This window comes from Beijerinckia indica subsp. indica ATCC 9039, assembly GCF_000019845.1.
Taxonomy (GTDB): domain Bacteria; phylum Pseudomonadota; class Alphaproteobacteria; order Rhizobiales; family Beijerinckiaceae; genus Beijerinckia; species Beijerinckia indica.
In genome coordinates this window covers 1,758,302-1,783,358 of sequence record NC_010581.1, presented here as the reverse complement: position 1 = coordinate 1,783,358, position 25,057 = coordinate 1,758,302, and the positions used below count along the sequence as shown (strand labels likewise).

Below are 25,057 nucleotides of genomic sequence, written 5' to 3'. Positions count from 1 at the left end.
AAAGCGTGGAGGATACGAGACCAGCAGATAAGAAATGCGCGGGCTTCACCCTGGTCGAGACCATGGTCGCGCTTGCTTTAGCCGCCTTTCTGATGGCTTCCGTGATTCCCGCTCTTGATCATCTTCTTGCTCATTGGTGGAAGGGGCAGGGGGCTCCAGAATGGCAGGATCAATGGATGCTTGCCACTTTACGCCTCACCCAGGACCTGGAGGAAAGCCTCCCGCTAGCGGTCGGGGCGGGTGACCCTCCTTCACTCGCTTTCACGGCCAGCGCCAATGCCTTGTCATTCGTGCGGCGTGGGCAACAAATCGGCCGCCGAGACGGCTTGCAGAACGTGCACTTGTTTATCGAACAAAATGCGCGAGGTGATCGGCTGCTACGCCGGGCCACAGCCTTCGATCCGGCTTTTTTTGCGAACGAGGGGGGCGCTTCCGATGGTGCCGGCTCCGGTGGCTTGGTCCTGTTGGACGGACCCTATCGGCTGCGTTTCACAATTATCGAGCGGGAGCGACGGGATGATGACCGACGAGATGATCGAAAGGCAGACGCGGGGCAGGGCAGGCAGGAATTGCCGAAACAAGTGATTTTGCGCGCAACGCCTGTGAATAATGGCGTCAAACCCGTGCCCCCTCTGATCTTTCCGATCATTGCACGGCAGCCGATGAAGCAGCCCGCCAACGATGGCAGCAACGGCAACGATAGCAACAATGGCAATAATAACGGCCCGGCCGGCACCGCTGGCGCCGCCGGTACGATTCCGCAGCAGCGCTGAAGCCAAAAAATTTCAAGGTTTTGGTTAAGCCCCTCTGGCGGGGCGCCCATTGCGTCTTATTTTCAAGGAATGCCGTGAGCCAGAGGCCATTGTTTACAGCTTGCACGCCAAGCAAAATCAGGGCATGCTGGACCATAATAGGGTGTTTAAACCCAGCGGCACGAGGTGCAAACCTGTTTCTACTCAGAAACAAGCCTGGTGAAACTTCAAAATCGAAGAGCGTGAACACCGAATCAGATCAACATGATCGGGCCTCATGCAACAATGGGAGGATTGCAAATGACCGTCGCGCGCATTCTCGCGACCAAGGGACGAGGTGTCATCGGCGTCCAGCCGCATCGTACCTTGCTTGAAGTTACCGAAATCTTAATGAAGAATAAGATTGGCGCAGTGGTCGTGACCGACGCCCATGGCCATCTGCTTGGCATTATTTCAGAACGCGATATCGTTATGGCCCTCGGCCAGCGCGGCCCCATTGCCTTGGAAGATGCCGTTTCGACGCATATGACGTCCCATGTCGTCACAGTCAGCGAGGACGAAACCGTTCACGAGACTGTCAGCAAGATGAACAGGGGTCGTTTCCGCCACCTCCCTGTCCTTTTGAATGGGCGCCTGTGCGGCCTCGTCTCTATTGGCGACGTGGTCAAATATCGCCTTGAGGAAATGGAAAAAGAGAAAAACGCCATTCTCGAATATATCGCGATGGCCTAACAATGACCGCCGCCGGATGTGATGCATTCGGCGTCGGTAAGGGATTTCGCTCCCGGCTCATTTTTAAGCCTGGACACGTTTGCCCACTTTTTTCAATTCAATGTCCAAGCGAATTTTTCAACGGCTTCATGCCCGTTTCGTCGCACCTTGGACTGATACAGGCCGGTCAGTGAGCGGGATGCTCTTTTGCTGAAACATCGGCTGTGGTCTCCTCCTCGAAAACTAGCCCGGTTCCTTTCTCACCCGCGATGACGCGGCGATAGAAACAACTTCTCCGCCCCGTATGACAAGCTCCGCCATCGCCGCCGGGCTCGACGCTGAGAAGCAGCGCGTCCTGGTCACAATCGGTGTGAATCGCCTTAACCTTCTGAATCTGACCAGAGGTCTCACCCTTGCGCCACAATTTTTGCCGTGAGCGTGACCAATAATAGGCCTCTCCCGTTTCCAGCGTGAGCCGGAGCGATTCGGCATTCATATGGGCGAGCATCAGGATCTGGCCGTCACGCACGTCCAATGTCACACAGGTGATCAGACCATCCTTGTCGAAACGCGGCGTGAACCTCGTCCCTTCCTCAAGGTCCGCCTTGCTGTCTGCGCTGGGGAAAACCGCCGCCGGCATTGTCATCTTGAGCCTGTCACTACGAATGATTGATTTTACTGGATTTTATAATCCAGCTTAAAAGATAGAGCAAAATGGGCGTGTCGGAAACAGTGTAAGGTCAAGGCTTCGCCCTCTGAAGCAATCACACGGTTGGTTGCGTCGACAAAATCGCGACGAGAGAGCGAAGGTATTTCAAGCTTGATCCGAACCATCAACGCTGGTCTAAATATCTAAGCGTAGACAGCAGAGATGAGCAAACGTCTCAGTAGTTCACGGCCGATGTCTCTGGCTGCATGACTCTGCCATGGAAGCGCGGCAAAGAGATGGGAGCTCAAATGCGCAGCTTAATCCCTCTATTGAGCCTGACGATGATGCTGCCGGCCAGTTCGGTATCCGCTCTAGACTGTAGGGAATTGAGCCCAACTCCTCCTCAAAATACGGATATTTCGTCGACAAGGAAACTCAACGCTGCCGTCGACGGTCTGTTCAAAAAATTGGCGGGGGTAGGCGGCTCGGCGGAACATACCTACAGAACGGTAGCGACGAGCGTCATCCAGCAATTCCCGAATGCCAGTTCAGTCTATATGTGGGAGAGGATACTCTATTTACAATGTCAAACTCTGGCTGATGACAAAAGCATTTCCAAAGCAAACCAATTGAAAATGATCTCTGAATTATACGGAAAGTTTGCCCAACCGCCAGAGCCCATTGACAGAGAGAGCACTTCGAATTCCATCATAAACAATGGCAACAATGTTAATATCATTCGTGGAGTAGGAAATTCTATTTCCATTAATAGTGGAAAGTAATAATGCCAAAGTGTTTTAAGCAAAGATTGACCACAATCGCCGTTGGTGCCGCTACAATATTCTTGCCTGCCGCTGGTGTAGGACAGCCAGAATCAGCCCATAATTCGGGCGACTGCACAATCCTAGTCCAAGGCAACAATAATCATGTTGCTGTATCGGGTCCATGCGCGCCTGCCAAATACGTGCAGGTGGCCGAAGCCTCAATTTCAGATCAGACTCCAATGCCACAGGCCGAGCGATCCAGTCTCCAATTTACGGTCAGGGAGTTCGTATTCGATCCACACTCTAAAATAGTCTATGCGAGTGTAAGCGTAGTGAACCATTCAGCAGAAGAGGCCTATCTTCAAATTATTCCTTCCCTTTCAAGCCTTGAACTCTCGGACCCGCCTGCTTCATTGCCAAATTTCGAGGTGCATGGGCTCGGAACGTGTGTTTATTCAATCAACTTCGCAAATCAATGTCCAGAGCATGTTTCCGATATCAATATCACAACGCTTGCGCCTGAGCAGCAATTGGGATTCCGGCTGATTGGTCACTTGACGAATCCACGTGAAAATACAGCCACCTCTAGTGGCTCGCTTAACCTTGTCTTTTTAAGAAAAATCAATAACAAAAGTAAATATACGAGGCTGGACGTTTCTTTCATGGGCGTAAAATTAGCTGAAAGCCCATAAATCGAGACTCGCAGCGAAGTGTCAAACCGAAATCGATCCCATTTGTGGGATCGATTTGATACATTTTCGAAGAGAGCGTTAACCAAAAACGGATGTTCGAGGTTGAGGCTCTAGCTGTCAACTCTTCGGGTTGCGGACCATGCCGAAGAAGCGAACCTGCTCGGCCGGATCGTTTTTGAAAACACCTGTAAATTGCGTTGTGAGCGTAGATGTGCCGTGTTTTTGCACTCCGCGCATCGACATGCACATATGTTCCGCCTCAAGCATAATGGCGCAGCCGCGGGGCTGCAAATGCTCGTCGATCGCCCCAATAATCTGAGCGGTCAAAGCCTCTTGAGTCTGCAATCTCTTGGCGAAAATATCGACCAGGCGGGCGAGCTTCGAAAGCCCGATCACACCGGCTTCCGAAGGATAATAGCCGATATGGGCGACCCCGAAGAAGGGCACCATATGATGCTCGCAGTGGGACGAGAAAGGAATGTCCCGCACGAGCACCATATTGTCGTAGCCGTGCACCTCCTCGAAGACGCGCGAAAGGACATCGGACGCGTCGGCGTTATAGCCGGAGAAGAATTCCTCGAAAGCCTTGACGACGCGCTTTGGCGTATCGCGCAAACCCTCGCGGGATGGATCATCGCCCGTCCAGCGCAACAGCACTTCGACGGCGGCCTCGGCCTCTTCGCGAGAGGGACGGGCAGGAGCAGGTTTGGTCAAGGAAGAAGTCGTTCTTTGGAGTAAGGACTTAACCACGTCATCCATGTGGCGCCTCCCGATAAGTTAAGAGGAAAAGCCCGCTGCTGCTTTTGGCCCAGGCACCGTTACGGGCTAGAGATGCGTACCTGGGATAATATTTGCTAGAGCTTCAAACCAAAAATCGGGACCTCGTTCGCCAAGCTCCCCATCCCTATATAGGATGTTATCTTGGCCGTCACCCGAACCGAAGCGGAATCGATGCTGACCAATCTTTACAACCAACAGATCCTTGATCTAGCAGGGAACATACCACGGCTCGGACGACTCGAAAAACCGGACGCCAGCGCCAAGGCTCATTCCAAGCTCTGCGGTTCCACGATCATCGTTGATCTCAAGATGCAGGATGGCAAGGTGGTCGATTTCGCCCATGACGTCAAAGCCTGCGCTTTGAGCCAGGCGGCGGCTTCCATTATGGCGCGTCATGTGATCGGCTCGACGGGGCCGGAATTGCGAGCCCTGCGGGAGACCATGCGGGCCATGCTCAAAGCCAATGGCGCGCCGCCAGAGGGACGATGGGCTGATTTCGCGGTGCTCGAACCAGTCCGTGATTTCAAGGCCCGGCACACGTCCACGCTTCTGACCTTCGAGGCCATCGTCGATTGTCTCAATCAGATCGATGCCGCCGATGCCGCTTCCGCGGCGTCTTAAGCTGCGGATAAGATGTTCTTTTGGGATTTAGGCGCTAGAGCCAATCCGTTAAACCAGGATCAGAATCTGAAATAGGCTCTAGCGTTTTGAGAACGCGCAAGATTCCCTCTGCGGGATATTTCCATTTAGGGTCGATGCCTAGAAATCGAGCCCGATGGCATGGGTCGCTTGTTTGAGATCAAACGTATAGGCGATGATGCCGCCAACCGTATATTGGTTGCTGGATCCGAGCCGATTGGGGATTGGGCTTTCCGCCGCGCTCTCCATCAGGCGCTGATAGCCGCCGAACAGATTGAAACTCCAGGCCTCGTTGAACTGATATTTGATGGATGTGAGAGCACCGAACGAGGTCATGCCGCCATACGCATTATAAGGATAGACGCGTCCGTTCAGCGCGGCTTCCTGGGGCGTCACAGAGAAGAAGGCCTTCATGAAGGTATTATTGCCCAAGGCCATGCGTGGACCGATAGAGAAGGTCCACGGGCCCTGGCGATAGACGTAATCGATCATGACGTCGCCGACCAGGCCCTTATGGCCATTCACGCCCTGACGCAATTCCAAGCGGGTGCGCAAGAAATCAGCAAGCCACACCTCGGTGAATCCGCCAATTTCGAACGTCCAGTCGATATTGTGCAAGCCATAGAAATTGGCGTTGCCATTGCCCAGCGTCCGGGATTCACGCAAGCGGGCATCCGGGCCAGCCCGGAGCCAGCCGAGATCGAGCAGCGCGATATCGAAACCGTCATCGGGCGCGTAGAAAGGATCGGACTTGCCCCAACCGAAATGGGCTGTCGGAACCGCTCGAAATCCCTTTGAACCGGGAAAGGAAGGCACCATTTCTGGGCCAAGGCCCAAGGTGACATACCAACTTTCCGGCGCCTCCTGCGTCGTCACTTTCGGAGTCGCCGCTTTTGGAGGGGTCAGATCCGCGGCCATCGAGGCTTGCGTCCCGAGGAAAAGAAGGAGCGCGGCTCGCAGGGATTTGCAAAAAGACACTTCAAGCACTCTGATGCACAGATTCGTTGCAGAGCCACTATGGGCACTCCAGCCGGTTTCGACCAGTGTATATCTGCAACACTCGTTCTTGATCCTGGCCTTACGGGGCCAAACTCATATCCCGGCTCTAGTCAATACAAGACCATTCCTCAAGGATACCCTTTCACGGTGGTCAAGAATGCGGCCCGAGATTATTGCTCCATTGCTCCCCTTTTTCGGACCTGCCGGAAACAGGATCTTGAGAGGGAAATCGCGATAACTTGTCGATAAAACCGTTTTCTTCCAAACGCGTAGTTAATTACTGCTCCCGGACTTGCTGTCCGGTCGAAAGGACCCATACGGATGAGACGTTTTGTCCGTTCTCTCTCCTCCACCGGGCGGTCCCAAACAGGGAGCCTGCCCGTGCGCGGCCTGCGCAAGCTGCTCCGTTTTTACCAGCTCACCTTTTCTTCCCTCGTCGGCACACAATGCCGTCATCTGCCTACTTGCTCCGCCTATATGGACGAGGCCCTGGCCCGGCATGGGGTTTGGGCAGGTCTCTTCATAGGGCTCGCGCGCCTGTCACGCTGCCATCCCTGGGGCACGGCGGGCTATGATCCCGTGCCCGACCAGCTCGATGCCAATGTGCCCCGGCTGCAACCCTGGCGTCACGGACGCTGGCGCGGACCCCTTGAAATCACATGGAAACCTGAGCATAAGGATCAAAATTTATAATAATAAAATTATATCAATATTTTATAAAATAATGCTAAATTGAAACATTAGCCTGCAAAAGACATGGCCTATCTCAATCCGGAATTGAATAAACGTTCATAATTCATTGTTCTTCAATAATAAAATACAAAAAGACGGCAAGCTTGACAGATTTCTATATTTTTATAGATTTACTGGATTAATCAACCTGGGTGACTCATGTTCCAATCCCTGACCCATCGGCGCCGTCAATCATTGAGAGCCGCGTTCATCCTCCTCGGCTCCTTCTCCGCAGCGCTCTCAGCGCAAGCGGAAACCGCTTTGCTGAATGTGTCTTATGATCCAACGCGTGAGCTCTACCGCGCCATCAACGAGGCTTTTGTTCAGGATTGGAAGGCCAAGACGGGCGAGACTGTCACGGTTCGCGCCTCGCATGGGGGCTCCGGCGCCCAGGCTCGCGCCGTTATCGACGGACTCGATGCTGATGTCGTCACGCTGGCGCTTGCCGCTGATATCGACGCCATCGCCGCCAAGAGCGGTAAAATTCCCGCCGATTGGCAGAAACGTCTACCGCATAATTCCACGCCCTACACATCGACGATCGTCTTTGTCGTCCGCAAGGGCAATCCCAAGGGGATCAAAGATTGGAATGATCTCGTCAAGCCGGGCATCTCTGTCATTACGCCCAATCCCAAAACCTCAGGCGGCGCCCGCTGGAACTATCTGGCGGCCTGGGGCTATGCCAATAAGATTTTCGGAGGGGATGACGCCAAGATCCGCGACTTTATCGGCGCGCTTTATCGCAACACGCCGGTGCTCGACACCGGCGCGCGCGGCTCGACGATCAGCTTCGCCCAGCGCGGTCTTGGGGATGTCCTGATCTCCTGGGAGAATGACGCTTTTCTAGCCAGTGAGGAATTCGGCAAGGATAAATTCGATGTTGTCGTGCCGTCGGTCTCCGTCCTCGCCGAACCTCCCGTTGCCCTGGTCGATGGCAATGTCGACCACAAGGGAACCCGCAAGGTGGCGGAAGGCTATCTCGATTTTCTCTATCAGCCGAAGGCGCAGGCCATCATCGCCAAGAATTACTATCACCCGATCAATCCAGCAGCTGCCGCGCCGGAAGATCTCGCTCGCCTCGCCAAACCGGCGACGCTCGTGACGGTCGATCAGGATTTCGGCGGTTGGACCAAGGTCCAATCGACCCATTTCGCGGATGGCGGCGTGTTCGATCAGATCTACACCAAGCATTGAGACTTGAACGGAAAGAACGCTGTGAAGCATGATGGAGGTGTCCCCCATCATGCTTCACGAGAAGATCATTCCATAAGCCGAAGAAAATAGAGCAATATTGAATCCATCTGCGTCTTGCTCTGTCATCCATCCTCATCCGTTCCTGAGCATCTTCGTTGACGACGGAAAGAGGGCATGGACCACAATCCTGAGCCCTGAAGCCCCCAGGATCACGCGGGTTGTCATCGGCCAGGCGAGATTCAGTGATATCTGTGACCATCCTGCCAAGATTTTTCCTCGGGCAGCATTTCCATCCAAGAGATAGCCATGACTCAAGCCAATCTCCGTAAAGCGGACCATCCGGTCGAAACCGTTTTTCTTGAACGTTGGTCGCCGCGTGCCTTCAGTCCCGAACCGATCCCCGAAACTGATCTCCACACGATCTTCGAGGCGGCCCGCTGGGCACCCTCCGCCTATAATTCGCAGCCGTGGCGGTTCCTTTTCGCTCGCCATGGCACGCCGGAATTCGCCACGCTCCTCGGCCTGCTCATTGAATTCAACCAATCCTGGGCCAAGAATGCGGCGGTCCTGTCTCTTCTCATCTCGAAGAAGACCTTCGTTCCACCGGGGAAGACGGAGCCTGTCTTATCGCACAGCCATTCGGTGGATGCCGGTGCCGCCTGGGGCTTTCTCGCCTTGCAGGCGACCAAGCTCGGCTATGCCGTGCATGCCATGACGGGCTTCGATATTCCACGCGCCGCGCTGGAACTGAATATTCCAGATGATTATCGCGTCGAACTGGCCTTTGCGCTCGGCCGCCGGGCCGATAAATCCATCCTGCCGGAAGGTTTGCAGGCGCGCGAAGTTCCAAGCAGCCGGAATCCGCTGTCCACTTATGTCTTCGAAGGTCAATTCAAGCCGGATTGATCGCGCCGGCCGACAAATCCGGCCTGCTAAGCAGGCCGGACTTTTTACCCTAATGGCGGCTGATTTAGCCTGCGGCCAAAGCCTTTTCAGCGGGTTTAAGATCGAGCTTGAGGCTCGCGGCCACAGCCGGATGCGTCAATTGACCACGATGGACGTTGAGCCCGGATAAAAGGCCTGGATGGCCGGCAATGCCCTTGATCCCACCGGCCGCCAACGCCAGTCCATAGGGTAGGGTGGCATTGTTCAGGGCATGGCTCGATGTATAGGGCACGGCGCCCGGCATATTCGCCACACAATAATGCACGATGCCATCAACCACATAGGTCGGCGCGGCATGCGTCGTGGCATGCGAGGTTTCGAAACATCCGCCTTGATCGATGGCAACATCAACCAGCACAGCGCCGGGCTTCATGGTTTTCAGCATGGCTTCGGTCACCAGGCGCGGTGCGCTGGCCCCCGGCACGAGGACCGCGCCGATGATGACATCAGCAGCGCGAACTTCCTCCTCGATCGCCATGGAGGACGCAAAGCGCGTCTTGGCCCGGCCCTGAAACAACTCATCAAGCTGGCGCAAGCGGGGCAGGGAACGGTCGAGAATGATCACATCGGCGCCGAGGCCCGCCGCCATGCGGGCGGCATGCGTGCCGACCACGCCGCCCCCAAGCACCATGACTTTGGCCGGCAGAACACCCGGCACGCCGCCGAGCAACATGCCGCGCCCGCCGCTATGGCGCTGAAGCGCGGATCCGGCGGCCTCGATGGCAAGACGGCCAGCCACTTCGCTCATTGGCGCGAGAAGCGGCAGGCTCGTCCCATCTGGCCCCAGCACGGTTTCATAGGCAATGGCGGTAACGCCCGAGGCGAGCAGTCCCTTGGCCTGCTCAGGGTCGGGGGCAAGATGCAGATAAGTGAAGAGAATCTGATTTTCCCGCAGTTTCACCCATTCGGACGGTTGCGGTTCCTTGACCTTCACGATCATTTCCGCCTTGGCGAAAACCTCATCCGCCGTCGGGACGATCGTCGCTCCCGCCTCTTTATAGACAGCATCGGTGGTATTGATGCCGGCACCTGCTCCCGTCTCGACGATGACCTGATTGCCCGCCGCCACGAATTCGCGCACCGCCTCCGGCGTCAGCCCCACGCGATATTCATGCACCTTGATTTCTTTCGGCACCCCGACCAGCATGATCCTTCACTCCCTGCCTTTCAGATAGGCCAAGCGCCGCCGGCCCTCTCCGACATTCCGGCATGATGCGTCGAACCAACATTGCCGAGCATCATGCCGTCTTCTTGAAAAGACTTCCTATTCGTCTCAAGGCCACAGTCCGTCCTTGATCTTGACGCAAATCCAATAATAATGCGCTCTTGACGCAATTTCCGATCTTCTTTCGCCTGGAACCACTTATTTTTGCCAGATAATAGCGCATTTTTGTAAAAATACGCAGGAATCCCGCACCATGGAGCTCGACCGTTTAGACCAGGCCATTCTCCGCGCTCTCGCCGATGATGCCCGGCTCAGCATCGCCGATCTCGCGCCACGCGTCGGCCTATCGGCCAGTGCCTGCGCCCGGCGCCTCAAGGCGCTTGAGGAGCAAGGCATGATCAAGGGCTATCATCTGGCGGTGGATCCGCGCCGGCTCGGCTATAAAATGACGGCCTTGGTGCGCGTCACGCTCGATAGTCAGAGAGAGGAGGCGCTGGAGGCCTTTGAGCGCGCCGTCGTGCTTTCCCCCTCCATCATGCGGTGTCATCTCTTGTCCGGCAGCGCGGATTATCTTTTAACGGTCCTCGCCCGCGATATGGAGGATTTCGAAGCGATCTACCGGACCGAACTCTCACGCCTGCCCCATGTCGCCCGTCTCGAATCGAGCTTTGCCATGCGCGATGTCGTCGATCGCCTGTTCCCGCCCTCGGTGCTCGGGGCGTCCATACCCGTGCCGTCCCGATCCACTCCCCCCAAACGGCGCTCGACTTGAGAGCAAAGCTGGACCAAATTTGTAAAACCCGGCGGATGACTTCCACGAGCCCGGCGAAGCTGACGTCAAACTGAATGAATCGATGCGGAAGAGGGCGGTATCGTCACGCTGGTGTCATCAAACATAGTAAAGGTTACGCCAGCGAACGCGCTTATTCCCCCGCTCCCTTGACTGGGAAATATTCTCGCTTCTTTTATTTTACCTGTCGTTTTGGCAAATTTCGCAGATTTTCACGACGTAAATTGCCGAAACCAGGGCCCCGAGGAGAATTGCAGTGAGCGCCCACACCGAAGGACAAGGCACCGACGCGAAACCGGCCCAGAAGGCCACGTCTTCCGCCGCGAGCAAGGCTGAGGCCGCCAATTCTTCGGTCGAGGCTCCGCTCACCAAGGCGGCCATTGCTGCACAGGCCAAGGCCAAAGCCCAGACCGAAGCTCAAGCTCCGGCCGATGCCCACGCCCACGATGCTCAAGCCAAGGTCGATGAGACGACCAATAATAATGAGGCCGATCCGACCGCCAAGGCGCCCGCCGCTGCCATTCCTGTCATGGAAGAACTGGGTGAAATCGCCCAGTTTCCGGCAGAGCTCGCCCATTCGCCGCGCCGTTTCATCAACCGGGAATTGTCGTGGCTCGAATTCAACCGGCGTGTTCTGCAGGAAGGCTCGAACCGCAATCATCCCTTGCTCGAACAATTGCGTTTCCTGTCGATCTCGGCGACCAATCTCGATGAATTCTTCATGGTCCGCGTGGCGGGCCTTCGGGGGCAGGTGCGCGAAGGTCTTTCCACCCCGTCCCAAGATGGCATGACCCCCGCCGAGCAACTCGGCAAGATCCGCGAACGGGTGGCGCTTCTCGCCGCCGAGCAGCAGCGGCGCTGGCGTGAATTGCGCCGCGAGCTGAAAAGCGCGCATATCAATCTCATCGATGGCCGCGATCTCAATAAGGCCGAGCGGCCCTGGCTGGAACAGCACTTTCTGTCCCATATCTTTCCGATCCTCACGCCACTTGCCATCGATCCGGCCCATCCATTCCCGTTCATCCCGAATTTCGGTTTCACCATGGCGCTCGAACTGGTGCGTCCGGGCGACCGCAAGACATTGCACGCGCTGATCCGCCTGCCCGCCAAGGTCGAGCGTTTCATTCATCTCCCTGATAATCTCGGCGAGGACGGCCAGCGTTATATCGCGCTTGAAAGCGTGATCAGTCTTTTCACGCAGAGTCTGTTTCCCGGCTATCTGGTGCGCGGCCATGGTCTGTTCCGGGTTCTGCGCGACAGCGATCTCGAGGTCGAAGAGGAAGCGGAAGATCTCGTCCTTCTATTCGAAAGCGCCTTGAAACGGCGGCGGCGCGGATCGGTCATCCGGCTCGAATTCGACAGCCAGATGCCGGAAGGATTACGCGGTTTCGTCGCGGCCGAGCTCGATGTTTTTCCCGAGGAAACCTCCATCCTCGATGGCATGCTCGCCCTGAACGATCTCTCCGAACTCGTCAGCCTTGACCGACCAGATCTCAAATTCCAGCCCTATACGCCACGTTTTCCGGAGCGGGTGCGTGACAATGGCGGCGATTGTTTCCTCGCCATCCGCCAGAAGGATCTCGCTGTCCACCATCCTTACGAATCCTTCGATGTGGTGGTGCAATATCTCAATCAGGCGGCCGCCGATCCCAATGTCGTCGCCATCAAGCAAACGCTTTACCGCACCTCGTCCGACAGCCCGATCGTGCGTGCCCTGATCGAGGCGGCCGAGGCCGGCAAATCGGTGACCGCTCTGGTGGAACTCAAGGCCCGGTTCGACGAAGCGGCGAATATTCGCTGGGCACGTGACCTCGAACGCGCTGGCGCGCAAGTAGTCTTCGGTTTTATCGAATTGAAGACCCATGGAAAATTATCCATGGTCGTGCGCAAGGAAGGGACTGGTCTCGTCACTTATTGCCATATCGGAACGGGCAATTATCATCCCATCACGGCGAAGATCTATACCGATATTTCGCTGTTCACGGCCGATCCGGCGATCGGACGGGATGTTGCGCGCATTTTCAATTTCATCACGGGCTATGTGGAACCCGCCGGGCTCGAGCGCATGGCGGTCTCACCGATCAATCTCAAGGAGCGGCTGCTCCAGCACATTGCCGATGAAATCGCCTATGTGAAAGCCGGCAAGCCTGGTTCGATCTGGGCCAAATGCAATGCCCTCGTCGATCCACAAATCATTGACGCCCTTTATGAGGCGAGCCAGGCCGGCGTCTCGATCGACCTGATCGTGCGCGGTATCTGTTGCCTGCGTCCGGGGGTTCCGGGCTTGTCCGACAATATCCGGGTCAAATCGATCATCGGCCGTTTCCTCGAACATGCGCGCGTCTATTGCTTTGGCGGCGGCCATGAATTGCCGCATCCCAAATCTCACGTCTATATTTCCTCCGCCGATCTGATGCCGCGCAACCTCGACCGAAGGGTCGAGGTTCTCATGCCCATTCTCAACCCCACTGTGCATGAACAAGTGCTCGATCAGATCATGGTCGCCAATCTGATCGACAACCAACAGAGCTATCGCGTCTTGCCTGATGGATCGAGCGCGCGCATAACGCCGCGCAAGGGCGAAGAGATCTTCAACGCCCATTCCTATTTCATGACCAATCCGAGTCTCTCAGGCCGTGGCAAATCGCTCAAGGAATCAAGCCCAAAGACGCTTTTCAAGCGGTTGGAAAAACATTGACACCATGATGGTGCCACCACGCCCCGCCATCTTGTCCACGACGATCGATCGGCCCGTGGCGATCGTCGACATCGGCTCCAATTCGGTCCGCCTCGTCGTCTATGAGCGTTTGACGCGCTCACCACGGACGATCTTCAACGAAAAGTCCCTCTGCGCGCTCGGCCACGGTGTCGTCACCACCGGGCGTTTGTCGAAAAGCGGCGTCGAAAAAGCGCTGATGGCCTTGCGCCGCTTTCGTGTCCTTTGCGGCATTATGGAAGTCGGCGAGATCCATGTGCTGGCCACCGCCGCGGCGCGCGACGCGAGCAATGGCGCCGAATTTCTGGCCGCCGCCACGGAAGCGATCGGCACGCCGATCTCACTGCTGTCAGGCAGCCGCGAGGCCGAGCTCTCGGCGCAGGGTGTCCTTTCCGGCGTGGCGAAACCCGATGGCGTCGTCGGCGATCTCGGCGGAGGCTCGCTCGAATTGATCGACGTCAAAGGCGATTCCATCGGCAAGGGGACCACTCTCCCGCTTGGTGGCCTCGCTTTGATGGATGCCTCCAACCAGAACCTGCGCGAGGCCGTGAAAATCGCCCGAGCGCATCTCGCCAAATCCAAGCTGCCGGAGCGTATGCTGGGGCGTACTTTCTATGCCGTGGGCGGCACGTGGCGCGCGCTCGCCAAGCTGCATATGAGCCAGCATAATTATCCGATGAACATCATGCACGGTTATACAATGGCCGCGCGGGATGCTTCCGACCTGACGAGCCTCGTCGAAAAGGTCAATACCGATACTCTGGTCTCGATCGAATCGGTGAATGCCGCGCGTCGCCCCTTGCTCGCTTACGGCGCCGTGGTGCTCGACGAAATCATTCGCAAGGGCAACCCCAAAAAGGTCATGATCTCGACGACCGGTGTGCGCGAGGGCCTGCTTTATGAAAAGCTCGACGCTGCAACGCGCCGACTTGACCCCTTGCTGGTCGCAGCCGAGGAATTCAATGTCCTGTTCGCCCGCTCGCCCGCTCACGCGGAGGAATTATGCGGCTGGACCGATGTTTTCATGGCTTCGACGCCGCTCGAGGAAAGCGACACGGAAAAACGCCTGCGCCACGCCGCCTGCCTGTTGAGCGATGTGAACTGGCGCGCCCATCCCGATTACCGCGGCGAGGAAAGCTTGAACCTTGTCGTTAACGGCTCCTTCATCGGCATTGATCATCCAGGCCGCGCCTTCCTGATCCTGTCGGCTTCCTATCGCTATCTCGGCCTCGACGAAGATGTGAATCCGCAATTACGCGGTCTCGTGTCCTCGCGTTTGCTCGACAAGGCGAGGACGCTCGCCGCCACTTTGCGCGTGGCGACGGTCATATCCGGGTCGATGGGCGGAATCCTGCCACGCACCTCGCTGACCTGCGTGAAGAGCAAAGTGATCCTGAGCCTACCCGGCGATTTGGTCGATCTCGTCAGCGAGCGTCTGCAGAACCGGCTGAAACAATTGTCACGGTTGATCGGGCGCGAACCCCAGGTCGAGATCAAGGGGTGATTTGCCGAGCCTTATAAGCTCGCTGCTGTTTGTAGCGGAGGCCTCCATCGGGCATGAACTGACGGTGGATGCTCTTGAGATCGGTTTGGCGCTGCCATCGTTGCTTATAAGGACGCTCTTCAAAAAACTAACGCTGAGCCATCCTACTGAAAATTGACCGCCAGTCGGCTATCACGCGGAATTGACAATATTGGAAATTCGAAATCGTCATTGTTGACAATTGCGTCCGCGGTCACTTTGGGACTGCAAAGACGTTCATATTGTTCGAAGGCTGGCAGATAACGCTCAGCATAAAGACGGCGAGCGGAATCCTCACCGCCCAAAAGCTCTCGGTCCCGGTTGATCCCTCTGCTTTCAGAAACCTCCTCCGATGATTCAAGGAAAATCACCAGATCCCATTCAGCAACCAGCTCCGGTCTTTGAAGAAAGGTGCCATCAACGATCAGGATAGCATCCTCTGGCGCCAACTTGGGTTCCTGCTCGACGGGCTGATCTTTCACAAGGTCGAAGGATGCCGTTCGGTAAAGACGATCGCCGCCAGGCCCCAGCGGACGAAGAAGAAAAGCTACGACAGCAGGCAGATCATAGCCATCATGATAATAGCCTTCAGCGGAAAGTCGTCCGCGCGCATAGCGATCCGCTTTAGGCAGATGAAATTCGTCGATCGACGTGCGGATGATCTCTCTGTTCTGGATCCGAATACGTTGCGCAAGCTCATCAGCGAACGTCGTCTTACCTGAGGCGGTTCGACCATCTATCGCGATCCTAAGCGGACGGGCCAACTCAAAGCTGGTAACCTTTGCAACAAGCTGATCCAGCATGCTTGATCTGCTACTCATCAGCGATTTCTCCTAGCGTCGACGGCGACGCCATGAACAAATCGTGTAGCCATCGTATGTCCTCGACATTCCCGTAGCTCAGCGGATAGCGCAAATACCAGGACACGTCCTGGATAATCAGCCAAGCCTCGAAATGGCGACCTTGTATCGTCCTTGGATAAGCCGTTTCAGCTTCTCGGCAATGGCATTGATGATCATGGTTGGCCTCCCAAATCGGAGGTGCAAAATCCACTCATTTCCTCAAAACACCGTTAACCTAAAAATTTTGCGACACGGCCAGAATAAGTCTATCGCAACACCACGACCTTGGTGCCGACCTTAGCGCGATCATAAAGATCCACGATGTCACGATTGGTCATGCGGATACAGCCCGATGACACCGCTGCGCCAATCGTATCCGGCTCGTTTGAGCCATGGATGCGGTAATTGCTCGATCCCAAATAAAGAGCCCGCGCGCCGAGTGGATTGTCCATGCCGCCTGGCATGTATTTCGGCAGATCGGGACGACGCTTCAGCATTTGCGCTGGCGGATGCCAGTCCGGCCATTCGCGCTTGCGGGTGACGGTTTTGGTTCCCGCCCAGGAAAAGCCCTCCCGGCCGACGCCGACGCCATATTCATAGGCGCGGTCCTCGCCCAGCACATAATAGAGCCGCCGCTCCTTGGTTGAGACGACGATCGTGCCCTTGCCATATTCTGGATGGTTCCAGATCACGAGCTGGCGGGGAATGGCCTGCTGATGAAAAATATTTAGGAAATCGGCGAGCGGCCCGCGATTCAAGGGGTTCTCGAGAGCTGCGGCGGGCGAGGCCAGTGCCAGGACTGCTACGCACACCAAAACAATCCGGCGCTCGAAAAATTTCGCTCGGGTCATGCCCCGCATCAATCTGCTCCTCCGACTAGTCGGCTGGTTTTCGTGAGGGAATATGGCTGGATTTTGGTCATGGCCAAGGTTTGTTTCTGGGGATCATGCCCTGGCAGAGTTTTCGGCGCCTCGCTTTTCTCAACAACCGGCCGTAGAATCGGAGCGTGTCGAAACCGCTTACGCCCCCATCCTCCCGTCCGTTTCTCAATGTCGAACGCTCCGTCCAGGGACGGGTTTGGCGTGATCGGCTGGATGCTTCCGGCCAGGCGCAAGCCCTCGCGCTCGCGCAGATTCATGGCCATGGAGACCTTCTGTCCCGTGTGCTCGCCGGGCGCGGCATTACTCCCGAGGACTGCGAGGCCTATCTCGATCCAAGCCTGCGCCGGCTGATGCCAGACCCGACAATCCTGCTCGACATGGACAAGGCCGCGGTGCGTATGGCTCGCGCCATCATGGCCGGTGAAAAAATCGCGATTTTTGGGGATTACGACGTCGATGGCGCGTCGTCCTCGGCCTTGCTCGCCGATTATTTCACCGCCTGCGGCACACCGTTCCAGATCCATATTCCCGACCGTATTTTCGAAGGCTATGGGCCGAATGTCGACGCGATCCAGGCGCTGGCCGCCGGAGGCGCAAAACTGCTCGTGACCGTGGATTGCGGCACGACAAGCCACAATCCGCTGGGGGAAGCCGCCAAGCTTGGTCTCGACCCGATCGTGCTCGATCATCATCAGGCACCTGCCGATTTGCCGGAAGCGATCATCGTCAATCCCAATCGACAGGATGATCTTTCCGGTCTCGGCCAACTCTGCGCGGCGGGTGTCGTCTTCATGCTGCTCGTCGCTCTCAACCGGCGCTTGCGCGAACAGGGTTTTTTCACCGCGGAGCGGCGTGAACCCGATCTCCTCGCCTTTCTTGATCTCGTCGCGCTGGCGACCGTCGCCGATGTCGCCCCCCTGACAGGCCTCAATCGCGCCTTTGTCACCAAGGGTCTGGCGGTCATGCAGATGCGGCAGCGCGCCGGGCTGCGGGCTCTCTTCGATTGTGCTGGCGCGCGGGAAGCCCCCAAAGCCGGTCATCTCGGTTTTCTGATTGGACCGAGAATCAATGCCGGGGGGCGAATCGGCGATGCGGCGCTCGGCGCGCGCCTGCTGATCGAAAGAGATCAGATCAAAGCCGAAGAAATCGCCAGACGACTCGATACGCTCAACCGCGAGCGTCAGGTGATCGAGGCCGAAACACTCGAACAGGCCTTGCTGCAAGCGGAAGCGGAGCAGGGGCTTCAGGACGATGCCAAGGCGGGTGCTGCCATCGTGACAGCCTCGGAGGATTGGCATCCGGGAATCGTCGGCCTCGTCGCCACGCGACTCAAGGATAAATATCGTTGTCCGGCTTTTGCCGTTGCGTTCAATGAATCGGGAATCGGCACCGGCTCTGGTCGCTCCATCGCGGGTGTCGATCTCGGCCATGCCGTGCGTGAAGCGGTCGAGGCGGGCCTTCTCATCAAGGGCGGCGGCCACGCCATGGCGGCGGGCATCACCCTTGTGCGCGATCATCTTGCGGCCTTTCGCGCCTTTCTCGAGGAGAAACTCACTGAGGCTGTGACGGCTGGCCGTTCCGGTGACGCCTTGTTCGTCGATGCCGCCTTGACGGCCTCAGGCGCCAATCCTGCCCTGATGGCGTCATTGGAAAAAGCCGGCCCGTTCGGCGCCGGCAACCCGGAACCCGTCTTCGTGCTGCCAGCACATCGCCTGATGGATGCGTCGGTGGTGGGCAATGGCCATGTGCGTTTTCGGGCCGAGGCGGGCGATGGCGCGCGCATCGAGGGAATCGCTTTTCGCTCTGCCGCCGAGCCCCTGGGCGATGCCTTGCTCGCCGGACGCGGCACGAAGATGCATTTTGCCGGGACTTTGATGCTCGACCGCTTCGGTGGCCGCGAGCGCGTCCAGATGCGGCTCACCGATCTTGCGCCGCTCGCCACACAAAAAACTTTGTGAGCTTGCAAGCTGGTGAAAGCTTCATTATACACCCGCCATCGCATCGTTGCAGTGACGGCGCGATCCTTCGGTTCCCCTCGGTTTTGAGGGGCGATGCGCTCTTCGTCTATCGGTTAGGACGGCACCCTTTCACGGTGCAGAGAGGGGTTCGATTCCCCTAGAGCGCGCCACTACCGTATATTTATCCCACACGCATGATTCGCTGATGACAGCCTCACCCCTCAAAGTGGGTACATGTGAGAGCTGATAGGATGCGTCTCTAACACTTGAGAGCCCCTCAGGCGTCCGATTAACGCTAGGATCTATGGCGTGAGGCATGCATAAAGCTCGTGCCTTTGGACTGACCACGAGAAAGCTGCCTGATGAGTAATCCCCCCAAATTGGCGGATGTGATTTTGGATCTCTGCCGTGAGGCCGGTCCCGAAAAGACGCTCGACCCCGAGCAAGCCGCGCGCGCCTTCGTCGCCGTGGACGGGCGCGGCTCGGCCACCGCTTGGCAGACTTACCTCCCTCCCGTGCGCGACAATGTCGTGCGGCTTGCCCTGGAGGGCAAGCTCGTGATTTACCGCAAGGGCGTGCCGGTGGAAGATCCAGCCACCTTCAAAGGCGTCTACCGTTTCGGCCTGCCAGCTTCCGGCTGAAACTATTTCAACACCGCGCAGGCGATTCGGGCTCCAGCCCCACCGATCGGTGGATTGGTGTAATCATCCGGGTTTTCATGCACGACCAGCGCGGTGCCGGCGCCTCCGAGCAGGGCAGGGCGCTGTTTCTCGCCATGCAGCGAGACGAAAGTCGAAAAAGTATCGGCATGTACAGTGCCATCGGCCGCGGCGAAAACATTCGGCAGATCGGCCGCATGCGTGCCCTGTGGATTGAGGAATCCATGGGCGAGTTTCTCGCCCTCAGCCTCGACATGAGCACCGGAGTTCAAGAATTTCGGATCGCTGCAATCGCCCTTGGCGTGGAAATGCACGCCATGCCAGCCGGGCTTCAATCCATGCAGGTCAAAATGGACGAGCACGCCGAGGGGCCCTTCCTTCAGATCGACCGTGCCGAGTTCGGCACCATCTGCTCCCTTGATCACAGAACTATATTCGGCCGGCGCAGCCAGGGCCATGGGGCCCGCCAGTATCAGGCTGGCGGCGATGAGCAATCCTCGCATTGATCTTCTCCCGATTCGTTCACCCGGTATCACGGGTGAAGAGAAGGGATCAGAGGAAAGACGCACTTGCAAGAGTGAGAGCGGGGCGGGGTAGGACGGCTTTTGCGCCTTTTCCGGCCTGGATAATGCTTGTTCCGTCCTGTCAGGCATGACAAAAAACGCTCATTTCAGTCGGGAGCGGAGCAAAAGCGCCCGCTCGTTCAGGATGACAACCTTGCCGCATTTGATTCAGACGAATCTGGTTCTTTCCAGCCTCTCGAAAGCATTTGAAACCTGCCTCCGTCTGAAAGGATCGCGCTCATGACCGAAGCTGATGGAACCTCGATCGGACCGCGCCTCAAACCGCTGCTCGCGCAGCGACAGGACGATGTCGAGAAAGCCAAGGCCAAACGCTCGATTGGCAGCTTGACCGGCGCCATCGGCGAGGCACAGATGACGCGCGGCTTTCTCGCGGCCCTCTACGAGTATTATGCGAAGCACGGCAAACCTGGCGTCATCGCCGATATACGCGGCAGTTCGCCCGTCTCGAAATCCACGCGCTCGCGCCTCGATGTCATGGAAATGGCCGAGGATTATCGTGACGCCGGCGCGGCTTGTGTCTCCGCCTCGCCGGATCGGCGCTTTTTCCGTGGCAGCATCGCCGACCTTGCAACGGCCAAAGCCTCCAACCTGCCGATCCTGGCCAATGATATCGTGGTCGATCTCTATCAGGTCTATGAGGCGCGCTATGCCGGTGCCGATGCGAGCCTGCTCATTGCCAGCATTCTCGGCAAACAGCTCCAGGAATTCGTCGCCCGCGCCCAATCGATCGCCATCGATCCGCTGGTCGAAGTCCGCAATGAGGCCGAGCTTGAAATAGCGCTCGATGCGGGCGCCAGCCTGATCGCCGTGAACAATCGTGATCTCGAAACACTCGAGGTCGATCCGACGGTCTGTGAAAGGCTGTTGCCGAAAATCCCGCATGACCGGGTTTTCGCCATTGCGTCCGGCGGCATCAGAACGCCGGAGGATATCGAAAAAATGGCGTCGCTCGGCGCCAAGGCGGTGCGTGTCGCGAGCGTGCTCCTGGAGGCCAAGGACCCCTATCTTGCCCTTCACCAGTTGCTGGGCACCACGCCGCCGGACGATGACGCGGCGGGTTAAACCCACAGCACCCGAAATCAGAAAATTTTAGATATTTTTAACACACCATCCCCAAAAGTTGCCGCTTCTGGGGATGGTGCTTTGCGTCTTGCGGACGTGTTTTGATATCGTGACCAGGACCGTAAAGTTAAAAATCTGATGGAGGGAAACAAGCCGATGCCACGCCACGTCGCGTTTTTCCGCACCGCGCCCAAGAGAGTTCTGCATGCAGCATGAACCCGGCGCGAGCTTCCGCAAGGTTGCTCTTGGCTCCGACCGCAAATTCGGTCTCGTCTTCGGTCTCGTCTTCGCAGTCCTCGGCCTATGGCCATTGGCGCGGCATGGCGAGTCGGTCCATCTCTGGGCACTGATTCTTGCCGCGATCTTCGTGAGTCTCGCGCTTGTCGCCCCTCAGATCCTCGCGCCCTTGAACCGTGCCTGGTTCAAGCTCGGTCTTCTTCTGAACATAATCGTCAGCCCGCTCTTGATGGGCCTGATGTTCTTCGGGGCCGTTTTTCCCTTCGCACTCTTCCTGCGCCATAAAGATCTGCTGAACCGGCGTCTTCAACCGCAAGCCGAAACCTATTGGATTCCTCGTTCACCACCGGGGCCTGCTCCGGATTCCCTGACCAAGCAGTTTTAAGGATAGCTTATGTCGATGGTCTCTGAATTGTTCGAGTTTCTCACTGCGCGCAAGAAGCTTTGGCTCGTGCCGCTTCTCGCCTTGTTCTTGGTTTTTGGTGGTCTTTTCGTTCTGAGCCAGGGATCGGTCATCGCGCCCTTCATCTATACCCTGTTCTGATACGATCTAATCTTTAATACCAAAGGTCGTGAAGAACGACCTTTGGTTCCTTTCTTGGATTTTCGCTTTTTCAAAGCGATGGCGAAAATTCAAGAGTGGTCCAACGGTCATTTATTATGACCGTTGGTATAAGGTTAGAGAAGACTTCAAAGTATTGTTTATCAATAACTTTACCGCGGAATGGGCTGGCAAGCCCGTTTCGGGGCCGTTTTAACGCGCAATTGGTTTGGCCACCATGATCGTTCTTGGTATTTCAGCCTTCTATCATGACAGTGCAGCCGCCCTCGTGCGCGATGGCGCAATCATTGCGGCGGCTCAAGAGGAGCGTTTTACCCGCAAGAAACATGATCCGGTTTTTCCCGTCCATGCACTGCGCTATTGTCTCGACGCGGCTGGAATCAACGGGTCCCAGGTCGATCGCGTGGTTTTCTATGAAAAGCCATTTTTGAAATTCGAGCGCTTGCTCGAAACTTATCTCGCATTCGCGCCGCGTGGTTTCACCTCGTTCCGCAAGGCCATGCCGTTGTGGATCGGCGAGAAATTGTTTCAGCGCGACATGATTCAGCGAGAATTAAAAGCTATTGCGCCAGAGCTCGCGGCCAAGGGCAAGCTGCGTTTTTCAGAACACCATTTCTCTCACGCAGCCTCCGCCTTTTATCCTTCTCCTTTCGAGGATGCGCTGATCTTGACCATGGATGGCGTCGGCGAATGGACGACCAGTTCGGCGGCGATCGGGCACGGAACAAACCTTGAGATCTTCAAGGAGATCCATTTTCCCCATTCACTCGGGCTGCTCTATTCGGCCTTGACGTATTACACGGGCTTCAAGGTCAATTCGGGGGAATATAAAGTCATGGGACTTGCTCCCTATGGCGAACCGACCTTCGCGAAATTGATCCTCGATCACCTGATCGATGTGAAGCCCGATGGCTCCTTCCGGCTCAATCTCGATTATTTCGATTATTGCACCGGCCTGACCATGACGAATAAGCGTTTCGATGCCTTGTTCGGCGGACCACCCCGCAAGTCTGAGGAACCGCTGACCCAGCATCACATGGATCTTGCCGCTTCGATCCAGGCCGTCACAGAGGACGTCGTGTCCCGGCTCGCCCGATCGCTTCGCAAAGAGACCGGCCAGAACAACCTTTGCCTTGCCGGTGGCGTGGCGCTGAACTGCGTCGCCAATGGCAAGATTTTGCGCGAAAATATCTTCGACAATATTTTCATCCAGCCAGCGGCGGGTGACGCCGGCGGCGCGCTTGGCGCCGCGCTGGCCATTGCCCATAGAGAGGGCGGCGAGCCGCGTCCGCACCAAACAGGCAAGGGGGCAGGGGCAAAGCGAGACGCAATGCAAGGTGCCTATCTCGGCCCGAGCTACGAGCAGGACGAGATTGAGCGCCGCCTCAAGGCGGTCGGAGCGGTTTTCACCGTCGCCCCGGACGAAGCTCATCTCATCGAGGAAACGGCCCGCGCCCTAGCAGAAGAACAGGCTATTGGCTGGCATCAGGGCCGGATGGAATTCGGGCCGCGATCCCTTGGCAATCGCTCCATCCTCGGTGATCCGCGTTCGCCGACCATGCAGAAGACACTCAATCTCAAGATCAAATATCGCGAAAGTTTTCGGCCTTTCGCGCCTTCAGTATTGCGCGAGAGAGTCGCGGACTGGTTCGAACTCGATGCCGATTCACCCTATATGCTGCTCGTCGCCAATGTGCGGGAAGAGCACCGCAAGCCGATGACGGAAGCGCAAAAGGCCTTGTTCGGTATCGACAAACTGAATGTCCCGCGCTCCGACATACCAGCGGTGACCCATGTCGATGATTCAGCGCGCATACAAACCGTACACAAGGACACCAATCCGCTCTATCATGCCCTGCTCAGCCGGTTCTCGGATCTGACCGGCTGTCCCGTTCTGGTGAATACGAGCTTCAATGTGCGTGGCGAGCCGATCGTCAGCACACCAGAAGACGCTTTTCGCTGTTTCATGGGTTGCGAGATCGACATGCTGGTCGTCGGCCGTTGTATTCTGCGCAAGGTGGATCAGGATCCGTCTCTCGCGCGCGACTACAAAAATGCCTTCGCGCTCGATTGAGGAAATACGTCCTTACGATACGGCTCTTTAGGGGACGCCCTTATTCAGGCTTGTTCAAAGCCTGTTTATCGAGGAATCAATCAGCAATTCTGCCCGCAAACGATTAGCTCGCCCTGTCGGATGCCCATCGCTCGGAATTTCCAGGCCAAGACGCGGGTTTTTGACATCAGTGAGCGAGGCATCGATCACCTTGGCCCCCGCGGCTTCGAAACGCTCGACAATATCCTGATCAGTGAAGCCTGTCCCAGCAAGATAAGGCTCGCCATCGGGAAGATAGGGAATGATCGTCTCTACACCGTATTTGGCCTTTGACTGCCGGACTGCTTCCAAAACGACGCGAATATAAAGCTCGACGTCATCATGCGTGAGCCTTTCCGCGAAAGGCGTTAGAAAGAAGCGGTAAAATGCCGTGTTATATAAAAACTCCGACAAAAAAAGGTTGAAGCCCTCTTCCCGGCATTGGCCATCGAAGGCAATCCCCTCGTCCGTCAGGTGATAACGGGGAGCCCTTGCGAGCCAGGAGGCTTTGCAAGCGGTCCGTTGCGCGTGCCACGGGGCTGTCAGGAAAAAGAAGATCTTTGGCTGATCACCGATGATCTTGTCGTAATAACCGGCTTCGACGCCACGCAAGAATTGTTGCGGCCCATAGCCGGAAAAGCCCAGATTGAGGACTCGGTCTTGCTGGTGCCGCAAATCGGCAAATTGCTGAGGCAATGTATCCGAGTCATTGACTCCTTCACCAAAGGTGAAGGAATCGCCAAAGAAAACTACGGCCGGTCCATTGGATGCGGAGCGGGTTTGCCGCAAGAGATTATCGTCAATTGTGTAATCGACTTGGTAGATGAGCTCACCCCCGGCTTTCTGTTTCCGGGCGTGTAAAATGCCAGAATGCCCCGGCCCCCAACCAATCACCGGACGGGATACAGACCAGCCGTCAGTGACTGTGAGATTAGGCCTACGCTCGATCAGAAGAGCTGTGCCCTCGAGAAGGGTCAGTCCCAACAAGAAAGCCGCCAGCATCAGGCGGGAATCACGCGTCTTGCCTGAGGACTGGACCGTCGCAATCACCGCCGCGACGGTCGCGGCAAAGAAAGTAAAAATGTGGGTATCCCGCACGAAATGGTGGATCTCTCCCCATACCGCTAGGA

General features: G+C 56.8%; 25 protein-coding genes, 1 tRNA gene and 1 pseudogene. 18 read left to right on the top strand and 9 right to left on the bottom strand.

Translation table 11 applies throughout. The features are described from left to right. Window positions 1–5 precede the first annotated feature (5 nt). On the top strand, window positions 6–773 hold the full coding sequence (locus BIND_RS08015) for a prepilin-type N-terminal cleavage/methylation domain-containing protein (protein ID WP_012384570.1): 768 nt from the start codon (window positions 6–8) through the stop codon (window positions 771–773). A 279-nt stretch (window positions 774–1,052) separates the two neighbouring features. Then, a complete protein-coding gene (locus BIND_RS08010) occupies window positions 1,053–1,484 on the top strand; it encodes a CBS domain-containing protein (RefSeq protein WP_012384569.1) in 432 nt (143 codons plus the stop codon). Between the two features lie 166 nt (window positions 1,485–1,650). Here the strand turns inward: BIND_RS08010 and hisI are convergent, their stop codons facing one another. Beyond that, window positions 1,651–2,109: a phosphoribosyl-AMP cyclohydrolase gene (hisI, locus tag BIND_RS08005; RefSeq protein ID WP_012384568.1), complete on the bottom strand. Its 459-nt coding sequence runs from the start codon at window positions 2,107–2,109 to the stop codon at window positions 1,651–1,653. A 269-nt stretch (window positions 2,110–2,378) separates the two neighbouring features. Between hisI and BIND_RS08000 the strand changes: the two genes are divergently transcribed. Together BIND_RS08000 and BIND_RS21275 are read left to right on the top strand one after the other, a co-directional pair. Next, window positions 2,379–2,894 carry a hypothetical protein gene (locus BIND_RS08000; protein WP_041777996.1) on the top strand — a complete coding sequence of 172 codons (516 nt, stop codon included), beginning with the start codon at window positions 2,379–2,381 and terminating at the stop codon, window positions 2,892–2,894. Window positions 2,895–2,920: 26 nt separating this feature from the next. Continuing rightward, window positions 2,921–3,568 carry a hypothetical protein gene (locus BIND_RS21275; RefSeq protein WP_148210588.1) on the top strand — a complete coding sequence of 216 codons (648 nt, stop codon included), beginning with the start codon at window positions 2,921–2,923 and terminating at the stop codon, window positions 3,566–3,568. Window positions 3,569–3,685: 117 nt separating this feature from the next. Here BIND_RS21275 and folE read toward each other — a convergent pair whose 3' ends face one another. After that, the gene (folE, locus tag BIND_RS07995; RefSeq protein WP_012384565.1) at window positions 3,686–4,327 is read right to left on the bottom strand and encodes a GTP cyclohydrolase I FolE; all 642 of its coding nucleotides are present in this window, start codon (window positions 4,325–4,327) and stop codon (window positions 3,686–3,688) included. A gap of 192 nt (window positions 4,328–4,519) precedes the next feature. Here folE and BIND_RS07990 point away from each other — a divergent pair, with 192 nt between their 5' ends. Continuing rightward, window positions 4,520–4,969, top strand: coding sequence for an iron-sulfur cluster assembly scaffold protein (locus BIND_RS07990; RefSeq protein WP_041777995.1), 450 nt, complete (start codon window positions 4,520–4,522; stop codon window positions 4,967–4,969). Between the two features lie 138 nt (window positions 4,970–5,107). Here the strand turns inward: BIND_RS07990 and BIND_RS07985 are convergent, their stop codons facing one another. Continuing rightward, window positions 5,108–5,905 carry a MipA/OmpV family protein gene (locus tag BIND_RS07985; RefSeq protein WP_012384563.1) on the bottom strand — a complete coding sequence of 266 codons (798 nt, stop codon included), beginning with the start codon at window positions 5,903–5,905 and terminating at the stop codon, window positions 5,108–5,110. A gap of 402 nt (window positions 5,906–6,307) precedes the next feature. Between BIND_RS07985 and yidD the strand changes: the two genes are divergently transcribed. From yidD to BIND_RS07970, 3 genes are all read left to right on the top strand, one after another. Further along, on the top strand, window positions 6,308–6,679 hold the full coding sequence (gene yidD, locus BIND_RS07980) for a membrane protein insertion efficiency factor YidD (protein ID WP_012384562.1): 372 nt from the start codon (window positions 6,308–6,310) through the stop codon (window positions 6,677–6,679). A gap of 198 nt (window positions 6,680–6,877) precedes the next feature. Continuing rightward, on the top strand, window positions 6,878–7,912 hold the full coding sequence (locus BIND_RS07975) for a sulfate ABC transporter substrate-binding protein (protein ID WP_012384561.1): 1,035 nt from the start codon (window positions 6,878–6,880) through the stop codon (window positions 7,910–7,912). 306 nt (window positions 7,913–8,218) lie between these two features. Continuing rightward, window positions 8,219–8,818, top strand: a complete 600-nt coding sequence (locus BIND_RS07970) for a nitroreductase family protein (protein WP_012384560.1) — start codon at window positions 8,219–8,221, stop codon at window positions 8,816–8,818. A 64-nt stretch (window positions 8,819–8,882) separates the two neighbouring features. Here the strand turns inward: BIND_RS07970 and ald are convergent, their stop codons facing one another. Further along, a complete protein-coding gene (gene ald / locus BIND_RS07965; protein ID WP_012384559.1) occupies window positions 8,883–10,004 on the bottom strand; it encodes an alanine dehydrogenase in 1,122 nt (373 codons plus the stop codon). Window positions 10,005–10,275: 271 nt separating this feature from the next. Here ald and BIND_RS07960 point away from each other — a divergent pair, with 271 nt between their 5' ends. The 3 genes from BIND_RS07960 to ppx all read left to right on the top strand — a co-directional run bounded on the left by BIND_RS07960 (window position 10,276) and on the right by ppx (window position 15,032). After that, entirely contained in the window at window positions 10,276–10,794 is a 519-nt protein-coding gene (locus tag BIND_RS07960; protein ID WP_012384558.1) for an Lrp/AsnC family transcriptional regulator, read from the top strand. 547 nt (window positions 10,795–11,341) lie between these two features. Continuing rightward, window positions 11,342–13,510 (top strand): RNA degradosome polyphosphate kinase, encoded by a 2,169-nt coding sequence (locus BIND_RS07955; protein WP_050764124.1) that lies wholly within the window; start codon window positions 11,342–11,344, stop codon window positions 13,508–13,510. A gap of 4 nt (window positions 13,511–13,514) precedes the next feature. Continuing rightward, window positions 13,515–15,032: an exopolyphosphatase gene (gene ppx, locus BIND_RS07950; protein ID WP_012384556.1), complete on the top strand. Its 1,518-nt coding sequence runs from the start codon at window positions 13,515–13,517 to the stop codon at window positions 15,030–15,032. 143 nt (window positions 15,033–15,175) lie between these two features. On the opposite strand, the gene BIND_RS07945 is transcribed toward ppx, so the two are convergent. The 3 genes and pseudogenes from BIND_RS07945 to BIND_RS07940 all read right to left on the bottom strand — a co-directional run bounded on the left by BIND_RS07945 (window position 15,176) and on the right by BIND_RS07940 (window position 16,752). Then, window positions 15,176–15,853, bottom strand: a complete 678-nt coding sequence (locus BIND_RS07945) for a nucleoside/nucleotide kinase family protein (RefSeq protein WP_148210587.1) — start codon at window positions 15,851–15,853, stop codon at window positions 15,176–15,178. A 73-nt stretch (window positions 15,854–15,926) separates the two neighbouring features. Continuing rightward, a pseudogene (locus tag BIND_RS21920) lies at window positions 15,927–16,069 on the bottom strand (IS6 family transposase); the annotation flags it as partial. 89 nt (window positions 16,070–16,158) lie between these two features. After that, window positions 16,159–16,752: a L,D-transpeptidase gene (locus tag BIND_RS07940; RefSeq protein ID WP_012384553.1), complete on the bottom strand. Its 594-nt coding sequence runs from the start codon at window positions 16,750–16,752 to the stop codon at window positions 16,159–16,161. A 146-nt stretch (window positions 16,753–16,898) separates the two neighbouring features. On the opposite strand from BIND_RS07940, the gene recJ reads away from it, so the two are divergent. From recJ to BIND_RS07925, 3 genes are all read left to right on the top strand, one after another. Next, window positions 16,899–18,731, top strand: a complete 1,833-nt coding sequence (gene recJ / locus BIND_RS07935; RefSeq protein WP_012384552.1) for a single-stranded-DNA-specific exonuclease RecJ — start codon at window positions 16,899–16,901, stop codon at window positions 18,729–18,731. 95 nt (window positions 18,732–18,826) lie between these two features. Further along, a tRNA-Glu gene (locus BIND_RS07930) sits at window positions 18,827–18,901 on the top strand. 192 nt (window positions 18,902–19,093) lie between these two features. After that, window positions 19,094–19,372 carry a DUF3253 domain-containing protein gene (locus BIND_RS07925; RefSeq protein WP_012384551.1) on the top strand — a complete coding sequence of 93 codons (279 nt, stop codon included), beginning with the start codon at window positions 19,094–19,096 and terminating at the stop codon, window positions 19,370–19,372. A 2-nt stretch (window positions 19,373–19,374) separates the two neighbouring features. Here the strand turns inward: BIND_RS07925 and BIND_RS07920 are convergent, their stop codons facing one another. Next, window positions 19,375–19,893: a superoxide dismutase family protein gene (locus BIND_RS07920; RefSeq protein WP_012384550.1), complete on the bottom strand. Its 519-nt coding sequence runs from the start codon at window positions 19,891–19,893 to the stop codon at window positions 19,375–19,377. 300 nt (window positions 19,894–20,193) lie between these two features. On the opposite strand from BIND_RS07920, the gene BIND_RS07915 reads away from it, so the two are divergent. From BIND_RS07915 to BIND_RS07905, 4 genes are all read left to right on the top strand, one after another. Then, the gene (locus BIND_RS07915; protein WP_012384549.1) at window positions 20,194–21,036 is read left to right on the top strand and encodes an indole-3-glycerol phosphate synthase TrpC; all 843 of its coding nucleotides are present in this window, start codon (window positions 20,194–20,196) and stop codon (window positions 21,034–21,036) included. A 205-nt stretch (window positions 21,037–21,241) separates the two neighbouring features. Beyond that, the gene (locus BIND_RS07910; protein WP_012384548.1) at window positions 21,242–21,658 is read left to right on the top strand and encodes an SxtJ family membrane protein; all 417 of its coding nucleotides are present in this window, start codon (window positions 21,242–21,244) and stop codon (window positions 21,656–21,658) included. A 9-nt stretch (window positions 21,659–21,667) separates the two neighbouring features. Further along, window positions 21,668–21,817 carry a DUF5989 family protein gene (locus tag BIND_RS21785; RefSeq protein ID WP_012384547.1) on the top strand — a complete coding sequence of 50 codons (150 nt, stop codon included), beginning with the start codon at window positions 21,668–21,670 and terminating at the stop codon, window positions 21,815–21,817. A 235-nt stretch (window positions 21,818–22,052) separates the two neighbouring features. Next, entirely contained in the window at window positions 22,053–23,909 is a 1,857-nt protein-coding gene (locus BIND_RS07905; RefSeq protein WP_012384546.1) for a carbamoyltransferase family protein, read from the top strand. 54 nt (window positions 23,910–23,963) lie between these two features. On the opposite strand, the gene BIND_RS07900 is transcribed toward BIND_RS07905, so the two are convergent. Then, on the bottom strand, window positions 23,964–25,025 hold the full coding sequence (locus BIND_RS07900) for an SGNH/GDSL hydrolase family protein (RefSeq protein WP_244395985.1): 1,062 nt from the start codon (window positions 25,023–25,025) through the stop codon (window positions 23,964–23,966). Window positions 25,026–25,057 lie beyond the last annotated feature (32 nt).